Below are 20,780 nucleotides of genomic sequence, written 5' to 3' on the forward strand. Positions count from 1 at the left end.
TACATCAGGGCTTTGCGATGATTCCCACTAAAAAGCCCTAATAGCTGAGCTATTAGGGCTTTTTTCTGTTTGAATAGTGAGTAGGGTGATTAAGCTTTGAATCTTATATTAAGTAAAAGCTAAGCAAATAGACCAGCAAGATTGGCTAAAAATAATAACGCAACACCGCCTAAGAATAATAAGCTTACAATCGAATATATATTCATACCTACTGATAGTTTTTGATGGTTCTTGACCAATGAATAATTCAACCAACCAAAAATAGGGGCTGAAACAAACGCTGATATCATAGCGAACTTAAGCATAGCGCCTAACTGTCCCGTGAAGAAAGTAATAATCACTAGACCACCACCGATGGCGTAAGTTGTCCAAAAAGCGATTTGTTTTTTATTAATCTCGCTTCCACCTTTGAGCAAACGCCAACATTCAGCATTGGTACGGCCATAACCATCAGCACAGGTAATGGTAGTACCAAACATGCACATAAAGGCGACGAAAGCGACCAGTAGTCTGGACCATTCACCGATAGTGGCAGTATACATATTGATAAGCTGATCAATATAAGCAACACCAGCAGTTTGGATTTCTTGTCCAGAGCCATACTGAACGAAAACACCTAAAGATAAAAAGAATAACGCTAAAATAGCAGACATCAAAAAACCCACATTGAAATCAAGTAAGCCTTGCTTATGAGTAGTATGATCGGTTTTTCGCTTCGCAGATGTCCACATCGAAGTAATAGCTGCAAATTCAAGCGGCGCAGGCATCCAGCCCATCAGTGCCACAATAAATCCTAACGTCGCTAAATTCCAAGGAGAAGTAGGAATAAAGTCAGGAGTCATCACCGTTGGCTTGCCAGCAGCAATCAGTACCGCTAATACGGTGGCAGAGACAAGGGCAATCATAATCCACTTAGTTACACCGTCTAGCAACTTATAGTGACCAGCGATCAAAAAGAACCATGAGACCGCTACGATGATTAAGGACAGTGCCATCGTCGACACCCCCATAGAGTCTGGGAGCATAAAGCCTAGTATCACTGCGGCAAGTAATGTCACTGCCCCTGTGCTAATCACCGCAGATAGGATAGACAAAACAAAGTAAACCCACAGGTACGCTTTTGAGCGTTTAGCATAACCTGCAATTAAACTTTCGCCAGTATCATAGACATAATCAGTGCCAAAGCGAAAGAAAGGGTACTTAAAGACATTGGCTAAGATGATCATAATGGCTAATTGCCAGCCATAGATAGCACCCGCCTGTGTTGATGAAATCAGATGCGAACCACCGATGGCAGCAGTTGCCATTAAAATACCTGGGCCAAAGATTCGCCAGCTAAAACCCTCTTGTTGCGAGCCAACGGTATCGTCAGGCGCAGCTGGGTTGTTGAGTTGTTGTGTGGTCATGAATACCTCGAAATGGTTAAAACGGCAAATTATCACTTACCTGTGTCAGCTTGCCAATGATCAGTAGAGAACCGCTTTAGACAGCGATAAAAATAAAACGATTCATCTTGAATCGACTTTAGCATATCAGCACTAATAAGGAGAATGATTATTCTAGTTATTATTACTATTTGTTTGCATTACCATTCTTATTGGTTAGCATACTTATAAAATAATATCAATATTTAAAATCAATTATTTTTGGCGGTTCTTTATAACACAATATTCATCAGATATCTGCTCATTTAAGCTTGTGACACAAAATTTTGCTGCCGATAAGTGATACCTCGCTGCTCGTAGACATGATAAATTGCCGTTAGCAAGTCCGGTATTTTTGGATGGACAAAGTCTTTGAGGGTATGTAAGTAGATAGGGGAGGTAACGTTTTCATGAATCAAACGTTGGTAGCTGATCTGTTCTGTACGTACGGTTTGCAAGCTGGCAGGCACCAATGTAATACCCTCGCCTGCAGCGACCAGTCCTAATGCTACTTGCAAATCACTAACTGTCGTAGTCATAAAAGGTGAGATGCCATACTGCGCAAACAGATGTAATAATGGTTCGGTAATCGGCTCGCTAGATGATGCTTCACGGGTGGCATTAGGGTTTTCTGTACTCGAGGACAGCTTATTATTTGCTGCCGCCATCGTTGACGATACTGGTAGATGCGTCTGATGGTATAAAATTAAGCGATTGTTTGCTAGGTCTATCAGGCGTTGCTTACGTATATGAGCTAGAGGATGTGACTTTGGCAATGCCACCACATAACGCTCATGACGTAGTAGGATTTGCTGAATCCATGGATCTCGATGGGCAAAACGTCCAAAGCCAATATCAATTTCACCAGACTTGAGTGCGTCCATTTGTTGATATGAGCTGATGTCTTTTAAATTAACGTCAATATCAGGGCTGAACTGCTTAAGCGTGGCAATGATTTCAGGTAGTAGTCCGTATAGTACTGATGGCACAAAACCTATATTTAAAACATTACTTGGTGCTGATAGACGCTGGGTCATACTAGTTACAGTGTCAATCTCGGTCAGTATGGTGCTTATTTTATCGTAAAAAAAACTACCTGCTTCAGTTAGGTTCAGCGGTCTGTTATAACGATCAATCAGCACCACGCCCATGTCAGTCTCAAGTTGTTTCAACAAGCGACTCAAGCTTGGCTGTGATAATCCTGTCTTGGTGGCGGCAGTGCTAAAGCTGCGTAATTCTGCGACCGCAATAAATGCATTAAGCTGTTTTAAATCCATACTATTGAGCCTGTCATAGTCTATGCTATACATAGATTAGTTCTTAAAATAGTTCAGTTCTTAAAGTTGATTTATCGTATTATTTAGAATAGTTCTTATTCATATTAGCGCTATCCCATAAATTGTGCTTGAAGATAAAGGATTGAGCAATTATATTGATGGCCAATAATACGGTTACACCATAGTAATAATTTTCATTTTAGCAGTCATTTAACACCAGCAGAAAAAACTGGTTTGGTATTGTTCTATGAGCGACGAAAAAGAAGGCGATGGCATTGATTTTGAGGGTCAGCTGGCCAAGATCATTAACCAAAAGTCGCGTAAGCGTAACAACAATGATATCTATGAACGTTTTATCAATCGAGTCCATGGCTCTGAAGAAAACGATCAACCTGACTTTGAAGCATTAGAAAGTTCAAAAAATCTTGCTGCTTTCGAACCGTTAAGTACAGAAGAGTTGCAATTGTTTGAAGATCAAAGCAGTGAGCAAGAATTGCTGCTAGAAACAGAAGAAACCACAATAACAGATATTCCCTCTGACGCCTCAGGTATAGATGTATTATCTGAAAATGATGTGCTGAGCATAGATGATGATAGCGACAATAGTAGTGTAGATGCTGTCAGTGCAAATACCAAATACTCAGAACATATAACTGGCAACAACGACGCAGAGTTAGCTTCTGCGGTTGATTATGGTAAATCTACAAATATTGGGTCAGATGATGACTCCTCAGATATTGAAGGTACGTCTGAATCAATTGTCGAAGCGCCAAACATCAAAAATAAAGCGATAAAAAAGAAACTAATTATTAAACCAGCCATTATTATTATGGCGGTTGGTTTAATAATATTGGTGGCTATTGTATTAGTGCTAGTATTCTCGGGCATACTATCGACCTCTACTGTTGCTCACACAGATAACAATACTAATGACAACGTAGCAATAGAGAGTGCACCAGCCGTTAAAGCTGAGCCAATACTATCTACCGACAGTCAAACCACTATGAATGATGCTGGATCTGCAAGTGCGCAATCAGCCACTACGACCCAACAAAATGTTTCAGATGATAATAAGCAAGACATGCCAACCGCTAATGAGTCAGAGTTAAACCCTCAGAGCTCTACACCAGAAGATGACGACACTACCATAGCTACCGAGGAGGCGACTATCACTTATGAAGATTTCAGACAAGAATCACAGACGACCTTATATCGCGAAATCAAAGATTAAAGGTTTGACGTTTTGAGTCGTTTTAGACAGTAAGACAACCGTTTATCAAACTATTAGAGACGTTCATACTGAAAAATGTTGTAATACAACAGATAGTACGTATCATTATGTAAAGGATACGGTCGTGTACCGTTGATGATCTGAATTAGATGGTACGTAACTATGAATGAATCAGAAAAAGTGAATAACGACACTGAGCCAAAAAGCATCAGACCACGCAGTCTTGTTTTTACTATTATCAGTGTGATCTGTATTGTTCTGATATCTGCTTTTTATATGTCTAACCGTATCTCTTCCACGCTATCTCAAGCGTCGACTACCCATAATGGTTTAACAGTGAGCAACATCACCAAAGAGGCTAGTCCTCATCAGGTTGTACAGCCGCATTCGGATAGCCAAAATCAACCTAGAAAAACTATAGTTACTGACAATCATGAGAATGATGCTGCCATTAGCTATCATGACTTTAAGCAAGAAGCGCAAAATGTATTATTCCGTGAGGAAGAAAAGATCATACAAGCCAAATACAACAAACATTATATGACAACGACTATCAGTACTGAAGATTTTAGAGTAGAAGCACATAAAACCTTATATCGTGAATCTAGTTATTAGTGTTGCCATCAAAACTATATTGATAGGTATGAGTTAGTAAATGAATCGAATTAAGCCCCATTCCTCTCACTTTAGAGGAGTGGGTTTTTTTATGCTCTCAACATGCCATGCTTTGCTGTATATCATCTGTCGCACTCAATGCTACTGCCACAAAAGCAGCGACCGTCGCGCTGTTGTTATTTTGCTTATATTGAATATGCACAGGAATCTGTGTGCTGACATGGTTTAACGCCATAAAATGACAGCCATCACTATATAGTTTACGTACGCAATAGGGTGCAATCGCCACGCCCAGTCCTGCTGCCACTTCGGTCACCAACGTCTGCATGTGCTTAGGTTGGCTGATAATATTGGGTGAAAACCCAGCTTGCTTACATAGCGTGATGGTTTCATCAAATAAACCAAGCGCTTCATCGCGGTTAAAAATAACAAACTTTTCGTCTTTTAATTGCACCAAATCAATGGTTTGCCGATCGGCTAAAGCATGGCTTTGGTTCACAATCGCCACTAATTTGTCGATATAAATATTGTGGCTGATAAAGTCATCAGCAATGGCGCTCGGTAATGGCCGTGAAAACCCAATGTCGATACGGTCATTATTAAACGCTTCTATCTGTTCGGTCACCGTCATCTCAAACAACGAGACGTGTACGTGCGGAAATTTTTCTTTATAACTGCGTACCAGTGTGGTCATAAAGGTCAAACAAGCTGAGCTCAAATGCGCGATATTGAGTGTGCCTATTTGTCCATCATGTGCTCGCTTCACTTGTATCTTTGCTTGTTCTGCTAAGGCTAAAATAACAGCACCGTCTTTCAGTAATTGCTCGCCAGCAGGCGTGATAGTCACTTCACGAGAAGTACGGTTGAATAGCACAACACCCAACTCTGTCTCTAAGGATGAAATCTGACGACTGATGGCAGGTTGTACCGTATATAGCTCACGCGCTGCTTCTGAAAAGCTTTGGTGCTTGGCTACGGCCATAAAGCTTTTGAGTGTTTTTATATCCATATTAGCCATACCTTTTGTCAATTTGTCTTATCAGCTCATCGCTCAGTCTTAACTTTTATATCTATACATTATTTGTATGGATTCAATCATATACTATCATTTTTGTTATTGATTGCTAAGCTCTATACTGGTGGCATGATTTATTAAGCTGAGAAAATAATGGATAAGCCTGTACTAAACCAACCATCAAGCCAGTCGTCGAGCCAATCATTAAGCCGATTTATCCTGCTGTTAATGACCGCTGCCATCGCGGCAACGGCGGCGAACTTATATTACAACCAGCCTATTTTACCGCTCATTGGTGCTGAGTTTGATTTGACCGACGCGCAACTGGGTAGTATTCCAGCATTGACGCAGTTTGGCTATGCGTTTGCTTTGCTATTTATCTCACCATTGGGCGATTCTATTGCGCGTAGGCGTTTGATTGGTATCTTATCCTGTTTATTGGTGGCCGCATGCGGTTTTGCTGCCGTGTCACCAAGTTTGCCTGTACTGTTACTATCCGTATTTTTAATCGGTGTTAGTGCCAATATTACCCAGCAGCTCATTCCATTTGCTGCGTCCATGGTATCGCCTGAAAACAAGGGTACAACGCTTGGCACGCTGATGATGGGACTAACCATTGGGATATTGTTATCTAGAACCTTAAGTGGGTTTGTAGGAGAGCAGTTCGGTTGGCGCAGTGTGTTTGTGATGTCTGCGGCGTTTGCTGCTATCTTTGGGGTACTGCTGCGGGTGTTTTTGCCAACCAATACACCGCATACCACGCTGCGTTACTTTCCACTTATCAAAAGTAGCTTATCACTATTTGTAAAACATAAATCCCTGCAAAAATTTACTTTGGCAGGTGCATTTTGGTTTGCCTCATTCAATGTGCTGTGGGCGACGCTAGCGATTTATGTCAGCGAAGCACCTTTTAATTATAATGCGCAGCAGGCGGGACTATTTGGTGTGATTGCGCTGGCAGGAGTGATAGGGGCTAAGTCTTCTGGTAAATGGGTCAATAAATTGGGCTCTAAAACGCTAGTGATGATGGCATTGACACTAGCAGCGACAGGCTTTGCTATTACAGGGTTGTTTGCAGGTAATTTGGTGTCACTAATTGTCGGGATTATTTTAATCGACTTTGCTGTATTCAGTGCGCAAGTGGCCAATCAGGTTCGGGTCTTTAGTATCGATCCCGCCGCTCAGAGCCGCATCAACGGTATCTATATGCTGGGTTACTACACAGGTGGGGCATTAGGGTCTATGGCAGGTGTCAAAGCATTTGCCTTGTACCAATGGCCAGGGGTAGTGGTGGTCAGTATCGTCTTTATCATCATCAGCGCCATATTCAATGCATTCGCCAAAAAATAAGTGATATCAGTACAGTTATATCAGTACATAGATATCGATTAGTACGAGATTATTGATAAATCGATATTATTTCTTATCGACTAAGGACATATATGAACCAGTTAAAAATCGCAGGCAGTTTTACCTTATTGTGTATTGCCAGTTTGACCATTATGGTCGGCACGTTACTAGCACCTGGCTTGGTTAGCATTTCGGCAGGTTTGGGTATTACTGATAACAGTGTGCTGCTAATCACTTTACCGTCATTAGGTGCGGTGGTGTTTGCGCCACTAGCAGGAAAGCTCATCGATAAATATGGCGCGTACAAACTCTTGATCATCGGGTTGTCTTTGTACGGGCTTGTAGGTGCCAGTGCTTATCTTTTACATGGACCGGCGCAGGTGTTTAGCAATCGGTTTTTATTAGGTGGTATCACGGCGGTCGTCATGGCGAGCTGCACGGTACTCATCTCCACGTGGTATCAGGGAGAGGCACGCCTAAAAATGATTGCTAAACAAGGCATGTCCATTGAGCTTGGCGGGGTCATTTTCTTGTTTTTGGGTGGCTTGCTTGCATCACAGTTTTGGGCATTACCGCTATCAATTTATTTGGTGGCGTGGGTGTTCTTAGCCATGCTATTACTGTTCGTACCGCGTAATCATGCAGCTACAGCAGAGAACGCACAGATAGTAAAAGACGATAGCAAAACCATTATTAGCGGTCTGACTCTAAAAAATGTGTATCTTATCTCAACCTTAGCAATGACTATATTTTTTACGTCAACCGTATTATTGCCCATCACTATGACTGAGCTTAGCTATAACGAATCGCAAATCGGTCAGCTGCTGGCCTTTATCTCTTTGGTGGCGGTGGTTACCGCAGGTTTTATGCCCAAAATAATCAAATGGTTGAATGAGCCCAAAGTACTGGCGCTGGCATTCTTAGCATTTGCATTGTCGTATGTTTGCTTTACGCAAGCCAGTACCTTGATATTAATAATAGGTGCGCTGTTAATCGGCATTGGCTTTGGCTTTAGTATTCCGCTGTTGAACCACATGACGGTAGAGTTAAGCGCTGCCAAAGTACGTGGCCGTAATCTATCGTATTTTACGATGGCAGTGTTTTCGGGTCAGTTCTTCACATCATTTATGGAGTATATGCCGGGCGGCGCGCACAATGTGTTTATTCTATGCAGTGTATGCAGCGTCATTATTAGTGGGGTGTTGTTTATGAGAGGGGGCAGAACTGCCTGAGTTAGTACTTGTAATTGTAAAAGAGAAATATCTTAGCATCGTTGATAGACACTGAGCCAAGCACTGATGCTACTGTTCTTTGTATCATAGCATCGGTTGGCTTGCAGATTATTTTAAGCCAGTTGCTTTTTGAGCGTGCGTAAGCGGCTTTTAAATTCTGATCTATCAACATAACAGCCTTTTAGACGACGTTCTCCAACATTTTCATCAAATGCGTTACGCCCATGTAAGACTCGGCGATTATCAAAAACTACCATTTGACCTGCTGTCAGTTTTAACTCAATCTTATAGCGGCTGTCTTTTAAACGAGCCATCAACTCTCGATAGGCAAGATAGTAGTCGTACATAATCTCGCTTGGCAAATCAAAAATATCTGCAAGATGTGCGTTGTATTTGATTTCGACAATATTGCCAAAGTTGTCTAGATTGATGACGGAGTGGTGCTCACGAATATCATGGGCAGTGTCATGAAAGCGAAAGGGAATGGCATATTCGGCAAGTAAGCGAAAATACTCAGGCTGATCTTGTCGTAACTCTTCTAGTACCTTTAGCCCATCTACGAAAGTAGACTCACCGCCTATGCTTTCATTGCTTAAAAAATGCAAGAATTGATAGCCTGGCGGTAGCTCTTGATTTGGCAAGTCAGTATGTAGAGGCAATGAGAGCGAAGTATAAGCCAAATTGATCGGCGATTTTTCTGATATCACATCGAATGTCATACCAAAGTTAGTCTGACGCAGATAATCAACTCGCATGGCTGTCCGTACGCCAGCATCAGAGTCATCTGGCATATTATCAATGATAGTAAGCCCATATTTATCCAACGCATTCATCCAGTCGTATAAAGCGCTGTCGCTGGTCATGATGTCTGGTTGATCGTACCTCGGAATATGATCAACAAACGTGCCATCCCAGCTTTCATAAGAACTGCTATGATCCTTGGCCAATGTACTAGAATACCCAAACTCACGTAACCAGCTTTGCTCAAAGTGGCTGGTATGCTTTTGTTCTGACCACTCAATTGTCAGCGTGGTCTTATCAAACAAGACGGATAGTGGATGGATGTCTTTTGAGACGCTCAGTAAATCAAAACTACGCTCGCCAGTTTGAGGATGAAAAGCCGAAGGACAGTTGTCGCGCAGCCAGATATAGTGGTAAGTGCTGTCGATACCATCACTCCAGCGTATTTGAATAGCACGCTCAATGAGCGTCACCGATTCTATTTGATAGTCATCTGCTACTAATACGTCTAGAGAGGGTTTTAATTGGGACATTTCCATTGAAGTAGGCCATAAACATACATGAAGTAAACCTATATTTTACGGCATCCTGCTCAAATTACTTATTCAAACAATGAATTATCAATCACCCAATAAGAAACATTAGGTAAGAAGTACTAAGTGAAATGCGGCTTATCTCATTATAAAGCGTCCAACTAACAACCGTATTTTGGCAATATAGTGTTCATACGCCTTCGCCTTGATCTATTAATAGCTCAATACTGACCTGAAAGTAGTAGTCCTCTTTGATTGTAATACTGATGCTACCTTTATGAGCATGTGCAATAGTTTGCGCAATCGACAACCCCAAACCTGATCCTGACTGCATACTATCTACCTTATGATGTCGATAAAAACGCTCAAACAGTTTGTCTGCTTCTGCTTGAGTCATTGGTTCATCTAAGAGGTTAGTTATCATGAGTGTAAAGACAGGATGGTTCAATACAGAAAGCGATGAATTCTGTAGGTTAGTACGCCTAGTAATATGAGTCGATATGGCCGCTTCAGGGACTAAAGCCTCAATTGATATGGTGCTGTCACTCGCTGCATAATAAATAGCATTTGATATCAGGTTAGAAAACAGCCTTTGCAACAAACTGCCATCTCCCAGTACGGCAGGAAAATGTCCTACTTTTTCCAAAAAAACACCACGGTCTTCAGCTATTAGCTCATAGTATGAGAGCAGTTTGTTTAGCATAGACTCAGTATCAATATGGTGGAGTTGTGAGTTGGATAGACCTTTTTTGGTTTTTGCCAGTAGTAGCATATTATTGATGAGCGTAGACATCTGTTTGAGGGTGTCATGCTGACAGTGTAGCTGTTCTATGTACTCACGACGCTCTCTGTCTTTGCTTAACATGACTTGAGTATGAGTGCTAAGCGTGGCGATCGGGGTGCGTAATTCATGGGCGATGTTATCTGAAAAACGGGACAATGATTCAAAATTGCTCTCAAGTGTCTCCATCATTAGATTATAAGATTTCGCCAATGGTCGCAGCTCGCTTGGCATATTTTTAACAACCACTCTCTCATCCAAGTGTTCAGGATTAATATCTTTCATTTTTCGCATAATGGTAGATAAAGGCGCAAAACCCCAATATACGCTCATGGCGGCAACTGATACGAGTAGTAGTGTGATGATCGCTAAAATAACACTTAATTGACGATTGAAATGTAGCAGGTATTGCCGATGAACATCGGTAGGCAAAGCGATAAGTGCCAAAGTTTGATTGTTCTCAATAATTAAGACACGGTAGTTCCTAGCTTTCAACGTCAGTGAGAACTGCTGCTCACCGTGCGTTGTCCATAATGGCAATATATTGAAGTCTTTTGGTAAAAAACTTACAAAGCTACTAGGAGCACTCGAGAGTAGTACGCCATTTTTATCAAATACAAGAGTTTTTAGATCGTAATCGAGCCAAGAAGCGTTGAGGTAATCTGTATCTGCTGGTGAAGATAACGTCAACACATTGGATAACGTTGCTTGTTTATCAAAGGTGTTCACACGCTTGCGCAGGTTAAATGCTGCATGAGTCAACATCTCTGTGTCCATTTGATCAAAATGATCACTAACAGAACGCTGAACCCATATGTAGATGACCACTTGAGAGATAACGACAAATATCGTGAGTAAAAAAATAGTACGCCAAAGCAAGGGTAGGCGTTTGCTTTTAAGTATGTTTTTCATGCTACGAGTGCTCAGCAATTGTGTCTAGCATCTCTAATTTATACCCCATGCCTCGTATGGTATGAATCAATTTGGTGTCAAATTCATCATCAATTTTTAAGCGCAAACGACGAACGGCAACATCAATGACATTGGTATCGCTGTCAAAATTCATATCCCATACGCGAGAAGCAATAACAGATCGAGGCAGTACCTCGCCACGGTGCTCTAAAAAAAGCTGTAGCAAAGCAAATTCTTTAGCAGTAAGCTTAATCATGGTCTGGCCTCGATGAACCGTTCGCTTTGAGAGATCCATTTTTAGATCTGCTATTTGTATCAGGGTGTTTTTATAATCTGATTGAGCAGCGCGGCGCAGCAAGCTTTTCATTCTTACAATCAACTCAGCGAAAGCAAAAGGTTTGGTCAAATAATCGTCGCCACCAATTTCAATTCCTTTAATTTTGTCGCTCAAGCCATCTTTTGCGGTCAAAAATAGTACAGGCGTGTGTCTTCCAGCTGCTCTATAATTGCGGATCAATTCAAAACCACTAACGTCCGGTAACATTACATCCATCAAGATGACGCTAAAATCGCCGGTCATTAATGCATGATGACCGTCTAAACCAGTCATATAGTGATCCACAATAAAACCCGCTTCGGTCAATCCTTTTTTGATGTATTCCCCAAGCTTCGCTTCATCTTCAACCAATAGTACTTTCATATGTTCTCTATTTCGAATGGGTTGTGTTTTTAACACATTACGTTTGTATGACACTATGCTTCTCTATGAGGTCGAGGTCAGTGTAACGCATTAAGACCAGATGACACCAACATGACAAAATTGTCATGTTGGTGTCATCTACTAGTCAGAATCAACAACGTATGATTCATGCTGATTTAATAAGCTTAAGCATCAGTCAAATCACTAGTCAAATCACTTATCTTTGACTATCAAAAAATAGGAATGAATTATGTTGTCACTAAAATCAATCATCGCTACCGGCATTGCTTTGACCATATCAACTGTAGCACTGGCAAACGAGCCAAATATGCATACCGAAAAAGACAAAACATGCTGTGCAAAAATGGATAAAGACATGAATATGAAAGATCCTGCTATGATAAAAATGATGGATAAGATGAAAGCCATGGATGATAAGTGTTGTGAGAAGAATGATAGCGAACAATAAAACGTATTAGCTATCGATCGTTACTCGATTGCCGCAATAGCAATAGAACTTAGCACCAAGCAAGTGCTACTTAGTGAATATCAGTATGACAATGACAATGACAATACCTATAGGTGAATTTATGACGCGAAGCAGTACTATGTATGGGCACAAAGGCCGTAAAATGTTTAACCATGTTTGTTTGCTATCGCTGACCTCACTGCTTTTTGCCTGTAGCCAGCCAGAATCAGATGTTGATCAAACAGTACAGACTGAAAAATCAGCAACTGTTGGTTCGAAATCTGCACAAATAAGTGAAACAAAGCCAGTGATGCTTTCTCAAACAGAGTCGTCCACACTACTCAAAAATGTCTCAGCGACTGTGTACACAACAAAAAACTGTGGATGCTGCGAACAATGGATAGCCAATACAAAAGAGCATGGTCTGCGGGCAACTGTGCAGCATCCTGATGATTTGTCTTTGTTTAAAGACCGCTATGATGTTCCACAGCAGATGCGTACTTGTCATACTGCAGTCACTACAGATGGTTATGTGTTTGAAGGCCACGTACCAGCAAAACATATATCACAGTTTTTAGCGAATCCGCCTAAACAGGCAATGGGTCTTGCTGTACCTGGAATGCCAGTAGGTAGTCCTGGTATGGAGCAGGGAAATCAGTTTGAGCCGTATCAAGTGATGCAAATGAACAAAGATGGTACGACAGAAGTGTATGCCAACATCGAGTCACCTCAGCAGCAACTGTAGCCTGAATATATGCGTTTGAAGTGTGCTGAAAGCCAATAGCAACACAAAAATATACTTAAGATGATGCATTCGAATATCGAATAAGATAGAAATAGCACTCATTTTGACTTACGGAGACTTATTATGATGAACAGTAGTATTATGGATGGAGCAATGATGCAAGGTATGGGCGGAATGATGGCGTGTATGCTATTTGCATTATTGTTTTTTATCGTACTTTTATTAACGATATTTGCTCTTATAAAACACTTACGCCAACCTACGAAAACTTTTCAATAAACAACTACTGATTGCCGTGTTACTCACTATCGCATGTATGAAAATAATGATTAGTATTATTTAAAGCACTGTCTTAGATGCTATGAATAACTACATTGAGCACAATCAAAAATCAAATAAGGCGGGCAATATTATTTTGCCCGCCTTATTTATAGAATAATTATATTTAGTAGCAAGTCATTAACCTGTATTACGCAGACCCGCTGCCAGCGCATTAATACTACGGATTAATGGGTCTTCGACTTGTAGGTTTTCACTGTCACCTGAGCCCTCTGCTTGTCTAGCACGCTTTAACAGCTCAATCTGTATATAGTTAATCGGGTCTAGATAAGCGTCACGCCACTGAAGAGATGCCGCCAAGTTCTCTTGGCTAGACAATAAAGAGTCTTGCTCCAGCAGCGAGTTTAGACCTGAATTGGTCAGTGCGTATTCATCCGTAACCGCTGTCATAATTTGTTGACGCAGCGGCTCATCATCACACAACTGGCTGTAGGCCTCGGCAATATTCATATTGGCTTTGGTAAAGGCCATCTCGATATTACTCATAAACACGCTAAAGAACGGCCATTTAGCACTCATCTCTTTCATCAACGCTTCGTCTTTTTTGACGCTATGCAATGCACTGCCGACACCATACCAAGCTGGTAGGGTAAAGCGTGCCAGCGACCAACCAAACACCCAAGGAATCGCGCGTAATGTGGTCTTACTTGGCAGGCCTTTTTTACGGTGGGCAGGGCGTGAGCCAATATTCAATAAAGAAATCTCTTGTACTGGCGTCACTTGTGAGTAGAATTTATAAAACCCTTCAGTATGATCAGTCAGCTCGCGATAACGCTGCTCACCATCATCTGCTAAGCGTGCAAATAGTGCTTCATAATCTGGTAACTCAGTCGGTTGTACCACAAATCTTGACGAGCAGGCTTTGAGTGTCCCTGTGATACCCATGGTGAGCTCAAATACAGCGGTGTCGGTATTGGCATATTTGGCATATAGCACTTCACCTTGTTCGGTCACTTTAACCTGACCATGCAGCGTGCCGGCGGGCTGAGCAGCAATCGCCTTGTGCGTTGAGCCACCACCACGGCTCACAGAGCCACCGCGACCATGGAACAGTCGTGTTTTGATGCCATATTGCTCAGCAATGTTGTTAATGGTTTGCTGCGCACTATAAAGCTGCCATGCTGAGGTAATAATACCACCATCTTTCGATGAATCTGAATAACCCAGCATGATCTCTTGTGTGTTATCGGTGTTCTTTAGTAATCCACGATATAGAGGATTGTCTAACACGGCAGGTAATATTTGATCGATGTTTTTAAGATCTTCGATGGTTTCAAACAAGGGTGCGACGGGTAGGTCAGCAGACAGTTGACCATCAGCGTCAACGGTACACAAGCCTGCAAAGCGCATTAGTAGTAAGACTTCTAGCAGTTGACTGGCATTATTGGTCATCGAGATGACATAACTACCAAAGGTGTCTGGCCCGACCAATTTACGTAATGTCGCCACAGAGTTCATCAGCGCTAACTGTTCGCGTGTTTTGTCACCCAGATTGTCGGTATAGATAAGCGGCGTGCCGGGTTTTTCGAGCAAGCGTGTGAGCCACTCTTGGCGTTCTGTTTCACTGAGCGTTTGATAATCAGGTAGGTTGGAGGCACTGGCAAAGATATCGCCAATCACTTCGCTATGATAAGACGACTCTTGACGGATATCGAGCGCCGCCAAATGAAAACCACAGGTCTTAACCAAACGAATCACATCTAACAATAATCCTTCTGCATGTGCGGTATCGTGTGTATTTGCGCTTTGACGAATAATGCGCAGGTCTTCTAATAGCTCTTCTGGGTTGCGGTAAGCGTCCTTTTCTGCCTCGACATCTGTACCTTGGCTTTGGATACGGCGATTGGTGGCTTTAACTTTGGTCAGGATGATAGAGATCAATCGACGATAAGGCTCATTGCTATAATCATTGGGATTGTAATCAAATACTCGCTTATCAAGTTCGCCATAGCTCTCAATTTTGGCGTAGACCTCAGGTTGGATGGTCACAATCGTATCGCTATGGATAAGCTGACGGCGCAGTTTTTTGAGCAATACTTGATAATGACGCAGTACCGTATCAGCATGCATCAATACGGCGCGTTCTGTGGTTTCAAAAGTCACAAATGGGTTGCCATCTCGGTCACCACCGATCCATGAGCCAAAGCTGATAAATGCAGGCAGTGGATAGTCAGTTAGTTCTGGGTAAATGTCGATAATGGCTTTTTTGATATTACGATAGACCTTAGGAATAGCACTAAATAAACTGGCATTAAAATAATGCAGTCCGTTATTGATTTCATCATAAACCAGTGGCTTACGGGTGCGCACTTCGTCAGACGACCATAATAGATCAATCGTTTGCGCCGTTTGCTCTTTGGCTTGCTCGTAGGCAAAACTGTTTTCAGTTAGATTATTTAACGCATCACTGTGTGTGAATAGACTTTGTAATATATTCATCGTTGTACGGCGACGCGCTTCGGTAGGGTGCGCGGTGAACACAGGCATGAATTTCAGTTGATCGATTAGTTCTTGCATTTGTGCAGGTTCAATATTGCGCTCACGACATTCGAGTAGCGTACGGCGAAACGAGCCTTCCCAGCTGTGTTCTGATTGAAGACGTTGGGCTTGGCGTTGTTCACGCAAATAGTTCTCTTCGCTTAAATTAGCAAGGAAGAAATAGATAGAGAAGCCACGTATAACGTTTTTTAAGGTTTGATTGTCTAAAGAAGCAATAAAATCGATCAGCTGCTGTTTATGTGCCTCATTTGGCTCACGTCGCTGCTGAATAAAGCCTTTGCGCAGCGTCTCAATCGTATCTAGCGTTTGCTCACCAGATTGGCGAGAAATAGCATCGCCTAGCAATGAACCTAACAAGCTGGTGCGTTTACGTAGTACGTTGTTATCTAGTGTCATCTTCAACCTTCCTATCAAATGAATGAATACAATACTATGGCTATCTTATACGTAATATCCTTATAGTTTTTTGCAATTTAACATAAATAGGTGAGGCCTGCTTGATGTTGATAGCAATTTTTTTTGCTAGTAGATACTGGCAGACCTCTGATGCACTACTATTAGAGTGATTTATTCTGACCATGCTCATTGCTATAGTCTATCCAAAAGTCCGCATTATCTACTCCAGCCTTTCTAGGGTCAAAGACAGGATTGATGCCTAATTCCATCTGCTCGTCGTAGTCTTTTAGAACTTTTAGAGCAACTTTACTTAGAAGTAAAATAGCAATGAAATTTAAGTAGCACATACTGCCAAACCCTATATCACCTAACGCCCACATCATACCGATCGACTGGACACTACCAGTAAAACAAACGATTAAAAATACCAGTTTGAGTACATGTTTGAGAATGGGGTAGCGCAGTTTATTATCCAAATAGACCAACGTAGTTTCGGCAATATAGTAATAAGCAACCAAACAGGTAAAGGCGAATAAGAAGATAGCAATCGCAACAAACCCACTTCCATACTGGTTAAAGACTGTAGATACAGCCGCTTGGGTAAACGCCGTGCCAGCTTCAACACCAGGCATATTACCAACTAGGGTTACACCTTCAGGGGTCACCACGTTATACATGCCAGTTGATAGGATCATCAGCGCCGTTGCAGTACATACAAGCACCGTATCGATGTATATAGAAAAGCTTTGCACTAAGCCTTGTTTAGCAGGATGTGATACTTCTGCTGCCGCTGAGCTAAAGGTCGCCTCGCCAGCACCTGCAACATTTGAGAAAACAGCACGGCGGACGCCCCAAGAGATTGCGGTTCCAACCATACCGCCAAACACTGCATCCATGCCAAAGGCGCTCTTAAAGATAAGTGCAAACATTGCAGGGATATTTTGAGCGTTAAATGCCAATACAATCACCATCATGAGGATATAACCAATTGCCATGACAGGGACGACTTTTCCTGCAAAATTAGCAATACGCTTCACACCGCCAAATATAATGATGCCTAAGAGTACGACAAGGACAACACCTGTTACAACGGGCGGTATATTAAATGCGGTATTAAAAGAGTCCGCAATGGTATTGGCCTGTACACCAGGCACTAATACGCCGTAAGATAGACAGGTCACGATAGCGACGATGATAGCAAAAGGTTTTAGCTTTAATCCTCTTTCAATATAAAACGGCGAGCCGCCACGATATTGATCACCGACCTTATGTTTGTATACCTGCGCTAAGGTAGACTCAATAAAAGCGCTAGCACCCCCTAACACACCCATGAAAATCATCCAAAATACCGCCCCAGGGCCACCTGCTGCAATGGCTGTTGCAACTCCAGCAATATTACCCACACCAATACGTCCTGATAGCGCCATACAGAAAGCTTGGAAGGAGCTGATCCCTGCTGATGAGCTTTGTTTATCGAACAACAGCTTGATCATTTCTTTGAAATAACGGATTTGTACGGCACGAGTCATAATCGTAAAGTAGATGCCGACACCTAACGCAAGATAAACTAGGGCATCACTCCAAATATACCCGACGATAGTATTGATGATATTTTCCATAACTTTACGTCCTTGTAATGTTTTCGGTTATGCTGACTTGGGTGTGGATAGTGGACAATATCAGTTTTTAGTTCACCAACCAGACAGTTTTGGTTTGGGTATACTGTGATAAGGCCTCTAAGCCATTGTCGCGACCACCGAAGCCAGATTGTTTATAACCACCGAAAGGTGTCGTAATATCGCCCTCAGAGAAACCATTAATCGAGACGGTACCAGCTTTAATAGCGGACGCCACACGGAAGGCTCGATGGATATTTTGTGTATAAAAGGAAGCAGCAAGCCCATAGTCACTCTGATTAGCAAGTTCAATAGCTTCCGCTTCGGTTTCAAAACTTGTGACCGCTAAAATCGGGCCAAAAACCTCTTCTTTAAACAGTGTTATGTCTGGGCTGACATTATCAAAGATGGTAGGCTCAATATACCAGCCACTACCGAGTTCATCGTGGATACGTCCACCTGCGATCAAACGAGCACCCTCAGCTTTGGCAGTATTGAGATGCGATATTACTTTCTCAAAATGCGCTTTTTCGATCATTGGCCCAATAGCGACCTCGGGATCGTAAGGATGACCAACCTTCCAAGACTGAAGACCTTCTTTTAATAGCGTTAACAACGCTTCTTTTTGGCTAGAGTGGACAAGTAAACGTGAACCACAGCTACAGTTTTCGCTCATATTCCAAAAGGCAGCGGATAAAATATGCTCGATGGTTTGTTGATTAATAATGGCATCCGCAAAGACGATTTGAGGGCTTTTACCACCACACTCTAAGACGACTTCCTTAAGGTTGCTTTGTGCAGAGTACTGTAGAAACAGTCGACCGACTTCGGTTGATCCTGTAAAAGAAACCATATCAACATCCATATGTTGACCGAGTGCTGCACCCACTTCTTCACCAAGTCCGCAAACTAACTGCAACGCCGCTTTTGGCACGCCAGCCTCGTACGCCAATTGTGTTAATCGATATGCTGAGAGTGAGGTCAATTCAGCAGGTTTAACAATGACTGAGTTGCCAGTTATTAATGCGGGTGCAACTTTCCATGCATACATTTGTGCTGGGAAATTCCATGGTAGTACTGTACCCACTACACCAATGGGCTCTTGTACCACAAGGCCTAGCGCATCAGCACCAGTCGGAGCAACCTTGCCAAAAACTTTATCAGCAGTTTCGGCGTACCATTCAAAGGTTTCAATCGTAGCGGGCAGGTCAGTGTTGAGGCATTCTGTAATAGGCTTGCCTGCATCGACGCAATCTAAGGCAGCTAACTCATCTATATGCTCATGCATTAACTGACACCAGCGCTGCATGATAGCTTTGCGCTCTGCAGGAGACATCCGTCGCCACTCACCATGTTCAAAAGCGTCTCGGGCTGCCGCGACCGCCGTATTAACATCTTGCCGACTTCCACTAGCAATACTACCTATGCAGGTATTATCAATAGGGCTGTAGTTGGGGAGTGTTGTCTCAGATACTGATGCTGTGGTATCTATTAAATGGCCTGCCCAAAGCTGTTGGTTGCTGGCGAGTTCAAAGACTTGCGCTGTGGTCATACTCATTAGATTGTCCTTTTCTATACAATGGTAGGAACGATAAGAATGGTGCGATGTATCAAGACAGAAGTGCTAAAAATGACTGAGTCTCTTCCTTTGACATATCAGTCAAAGGTAGTCGTACTGACCCAATGTTGATGCTCCCGTTAATGCAGCCTGCTTTGGCTTTTTGGTTATAGTTTCCAGACTCCATAGAGTGGATAGCCGGATACATAGCTGTCATCAGCTCTTTAGCACGGTTCCAATTACCTTTTTGTGTGGCTTCAAACAGTGCGACTTGTTCTGCTGGAAATACGTTAGCCGCACCAGCGATCCAGCTCTTAGCACCCCAAAAGAAGAAATCTACTGGTTGGTCGTCACAACCACAAACCACTTCAAAGTTTTCAAAATCAGCCTGTAGCATACGTAATGCATGGCTAAAATCGCCACTGCTTTCTTTGACACCTACAATATTGGGATGCTCAGATAAATGCGCAACGGTTTCAAATTCAATGCTTACACCGACGCGTGCTGGAAAGTTGTACATAATGATAGGTAGGTCAGTGGCATCAGCGACGGTTTCAAAATGCGCAATAATACCGTCTTGGTCTGGTAGACTATACGGATTGGCTGATAACATTAAGCCGTCGTAGCCCAAGTTTTTGGCTTGGTGAGCAAGTTCGATAGAATGATTGGTCGATAAACTGTTGACACCTGCAATCAGAGTGACTTTGCCTTTGGCAGCGTCAGCGATAGTGGTCAAAACCAGTTCACGCTCTGCAGGCGAGAAAGTGTAGTATTCACCTGTTGTACCGCACGCTACGATTCCAGTAACGCCTTTTTCTATGAATACATTGACCAGTTCGGTCAATTTTTGAGTATCGATATCTCCATTAATATCGAAAGGAGTAACGATAGGGACTAAAACGCCATGAATGTTCATATAAATATCCTTATTTGGAAGTAAAAGCCGTTAGTAAGCCATGAGCTGTTAGCGACGTTGTTGGCTCTATAAGTTGTCATAGAGATAAGATGTTCGAGTATTATTTAAAAGATTTACGTTTGAAGCGGTTTAGACGATAGGCAGTAGGATCTACCATGGCAGTATCGCCAAAATATAAAGCCGCAATTATCTGTGCGCTTACCACAGCTTGGGTCAGACCTAGATGCTGATGACCAAAGTTTAAAAAGACTGAATTACGTCTATCTATGATGGGTAGTGAGTCTGCTGTAGAAGGTCTAAACCCCATCCATTGCGTATTACTATTACTATCTAGTGGGGTCTTTAGCATTGCTTGAGCTTGTTTCAACAGCATATTCGCACGGTTCATGTTTGCTGGCGCCTCAAGTCCTGCATACTCAACAGTGCCAGCC

Annotated in this window: 18 protein-coding genes; 7 read left to right on the forward strand and 11 right to left on the reverse strand. The window is 42.3% G+C overall.

Features of this window, described 5'->3' with window-relative positions; translation table 11 throughout:
* Positions 1 to 119: 119 nt before the first annotated feature.
* Together ACT3QQ_RS06485 and ACT3QQ_RS06490 are read right to left on the reverse strand one after the other, a co-directional pair.
* Positions 120 to 1,406 carry an NRAMP family divalent metal transporter gene (locus ACT3QQ_RS06485; RefSeq protein ID WP_444527366.1) on the reverse strand — a complete coding sequence of 429 codons (1,287 nt, stop codon included), beginning with the start codon at positions 1,404 to 1,406 and terminating at the stop codon, positions 120 to 122.
* Positions 1,407 to 1,690: 284 nt separating this feature from the next.
* Positions 1,691 to 2,701, reverse strand: a complete 1,011-nt coding sequence (locus ACT3QQ_RS06490) for a LysR family transcriptional regulator (RefSeq protein WP_444522534.1) — start codon at positions 2,699 to 2,701, stop codon at positions 1,691 to 1,693.
* A gap of 247 nt (positions 2,702 to 2,948) precedes the next feature.
* Between ACT3QQ_RS06490 and ACT3QQ_RS06495 the strand changes: the two genes are divergently transcribed.
* Complete coding sequence (locus tag ACT3QQ_RS06495) at positions 2,949 to 3,932, forward strand: hypothetical protein (RefSeq protein WP_444527367.1); 984 nt, start codon at positions 2,949 to 2,951, stop codon at positions 3,930 to 3,932.
* A gap of 162 nt (positions 3,933 to 4,094) precedes the next feature.
* Entirely contained in the window at positions 4,095 to 4,547 is a 453-nt protein-coding gene (locus tag ACT3QQ_RS06500; protein ID WP_444522536.1) for a hypothetical protein, read from the forward strand.
* A 97-nt stretch (positions 4,548 to 4,644) separates the two neighbouring features.
* Here the strand turns inward: ACT3QQ_RS06500 and ACT3QQ_RS06505 are convergent, their stop codons facing one another.
* Positions 4,645 to 5,556, reverse strand: a complete 912-nt coding sequence (locus tag ACT3QQ_RS06505) for a LysR family transcriptional regulator (protein ID WP_444522537.1) — start codon at positions 5,554 to 5,556, stop codon at positions 4,645 to 4,647.
* A gap of 159 nt (positions 5,557 to 5,715) precedes the next feature.
* Between ACT3QQ_RS06505 and ACT3QQ_RS06510 the strand changes: the two genes are divergently transcribed.
* On the forward strand, positions 5,716 to 6,912 hold the full coding sequence (locus tag ACT3QQ_RS06510; protein WP_444522538.1) for an MFS transporter: 1,197 nt from the start codon (positions 5,716 to 5,718) through the stop codon (positions 6,910 to 6,912).
* Positions 6,913 to 7,004: 92 nt separating this feature from the next.
* The gene (locus ACT3QQ_RS06515) at positions 7,005 to 8,144 is read left to right on the forward strand and encodes an MFS transporter (RefSeq protein ID WP_444522539.1); all 1,140 of its coding nucleotides are present in this window, start codon (positions 7,005 to 7,007) and stop codon (positions 8,142 to 8,144) included.
* 113 nt (positions 8,145 to 8,257) lie between these two features.
* Here ACT3QQ_RS06515 and ACT3QQ_RS06520 read toward each other — a convergent pair whose 3' ends face one another.
* The 3 genes from ACT3QQ_RS06520 to ACT3QQ_RS06530 all read right to left on the reverse strand — a co-directional run bounded on the left by ACT3QQ_RS06520 (position 8,258) and on the right by ACT3QQ_RS06530 (position 11,811).
* On the reverse strand, positions 8,258 to 9,424 hold the full coding sequence (locus ACT3QQ_RS06520; RefSeq protein WP_444522540.1) for a TauD/TfdA family dioxygenase: 1,167 nt from the start codon (positions 9,422 to 9,424) through the stop codon (positions 8,258 to 8,260).
* Between the two features lie 184 nt (positions 9,425 to 9,608).
* The gene (locus tag ACT3QQ_RS06525; protein ID WP_444527368.1) at positions 9,609 to 11,111 is read right to left on the reverse strand and encodes an ATP-binding protein; all 1,503 of its coding nucleotides are present in this window, start codon (positions 11,109 to 11,111) and stop codon (positions 9,609 to 9,611) included.
* 1 nt (position 11,112) lies between these two features.
* Positions 11,113 to 11,811 carry a heavy metal response regulator transcription factor gene (locus ACT3QQ_RS06530; protein WP_444522542.1) on the reverse strand — a complete coding sequence of 233 codons (699 nt, stop codon included), beginning with the start codon at positions 11,809 to 11,811 and terminating at the stop codon, positions 11,113 to 11,115.
* Between the two features lie 250 nt (positions 11,812 to 12,061).
* Between ACT3QQ_RS06530 and ACT3QQ_RS06535 the strand changes: the two genes are divergently transcribed.
* The 3 genes from ACT3QQ_RS06535 (at position 12,062) to ACT3QQ_RS06545 (ending at position 13,304) form a co-directional block, all read left to right on the forward strand.
* Positions 12,062 to 12,280, forward strand: a complete 219-nt coding sequence (locus tag ACT3QQ_RS06535) for a hypothetical protein (RefSeq protein ID WP_444522543.1) — start codon at positions 12,062 to 12,064, stop codon at positions 12,278 to 12,280.
* 121 nt (positions 12,281 to 12,401) lie between these two features.
* A complete protein-coding gene (locus ACT3QQ_RS06540; protein WP_444527369.1) occupies positions 12,402 to 13,025 on the forward strand; it encodes a DUF411 domain-containing protein in 624 nt (207 codons plus the stop codon).
* Between the two features lie 123 nt (positions 13,026 to 13,148).
* Positions 13,149 to 13,304 (forward strand): hypothetical protein, encoded by a 156-nt coding sequence (locus ACT3QQ_RS06545; RefSeq protein WP_444527370.1) that lies wholly within the window; start codon positions 13,149 to 13,151, stop codon positions 13,302 to 13,304.
* Between the two features lie 180 nt (positions 13,305 to 13,484).
* Here the strand turns inward: ACT3QQ_RS06545 and ppc are convergent, their stop codons facing one another.
* The 5 genes from ppc to ACT3QQ_RS06570 all read right to left on the reverse strand — a co-directional run.
* Positions 13,485 to 16,259 (reverse strand): phosphoenolpyruvate carboxylase, encoded by a 2,775-nt coding sequence (ppc, locus tag ACT3QQ_RS06550; protein WP_444527371.1) that lies wholly within the window; start codon positions 16,257 to 16,259, stop codon positions 13,485 to 13,487.
* Positions 16,260 to 16,420: 161 nt separating this feature from the next.
* Positions 16,421 to 17,878, reverse strand: a complete 1,458-nt coding sequence (locus ACT3QQ_RS06555; protein ID WP_444527372.1) for an alanine/glycine:cation symporter family protein — start codon at positions 17,876 to 17,878, stop codon at positions 16,421 to 16,423.
* Between the two features lie 67 nt (positions 17,879 to 17,945).
* Entirely contained in the window at positions 17,946 to 19,433 is a 1,488-nt protein-coding gene (locus tag ACT3QQ_RS06560; RefSeq protein WP_444527373.1) for an aldehyde dehydrogenase, read from the reverse strand.
* 52 nt (positions 19,434 to 19,485) lie between these two features.
* A complete protein-coding gene (gene dapA, locus ACT3QQ_RS06565) occupies positions 19,486 to 20,349 on the reverse strand; it encodes a 4-hydroxy-tetrahydrodipicolinate synthase (RefSeq protein WP_444527374.1) in 864 nt (287 codons plus the stop codon).
* 100 nt (positions 20,350 to 20,449) lie between these two features.
* The coding region (locus ACT3QQ_RS06570) for an NAD(P)/FAD-dependent oxidoreductase (RefSeq protein WP_444527375.1) at positions 20,450 to 20,780 on the reverse strand (331 nt) is incomplete at its 5' end.

It is taken from the genome of Psychrobacter sp. AOP7-A1-24, from assembly GCF_052376235.1.
Lineage (GTDB): Bacteria > Pseudomonadota > Gammaproteobacteria > Pseudomonadales > Moraxellaceae > Psychrobacter.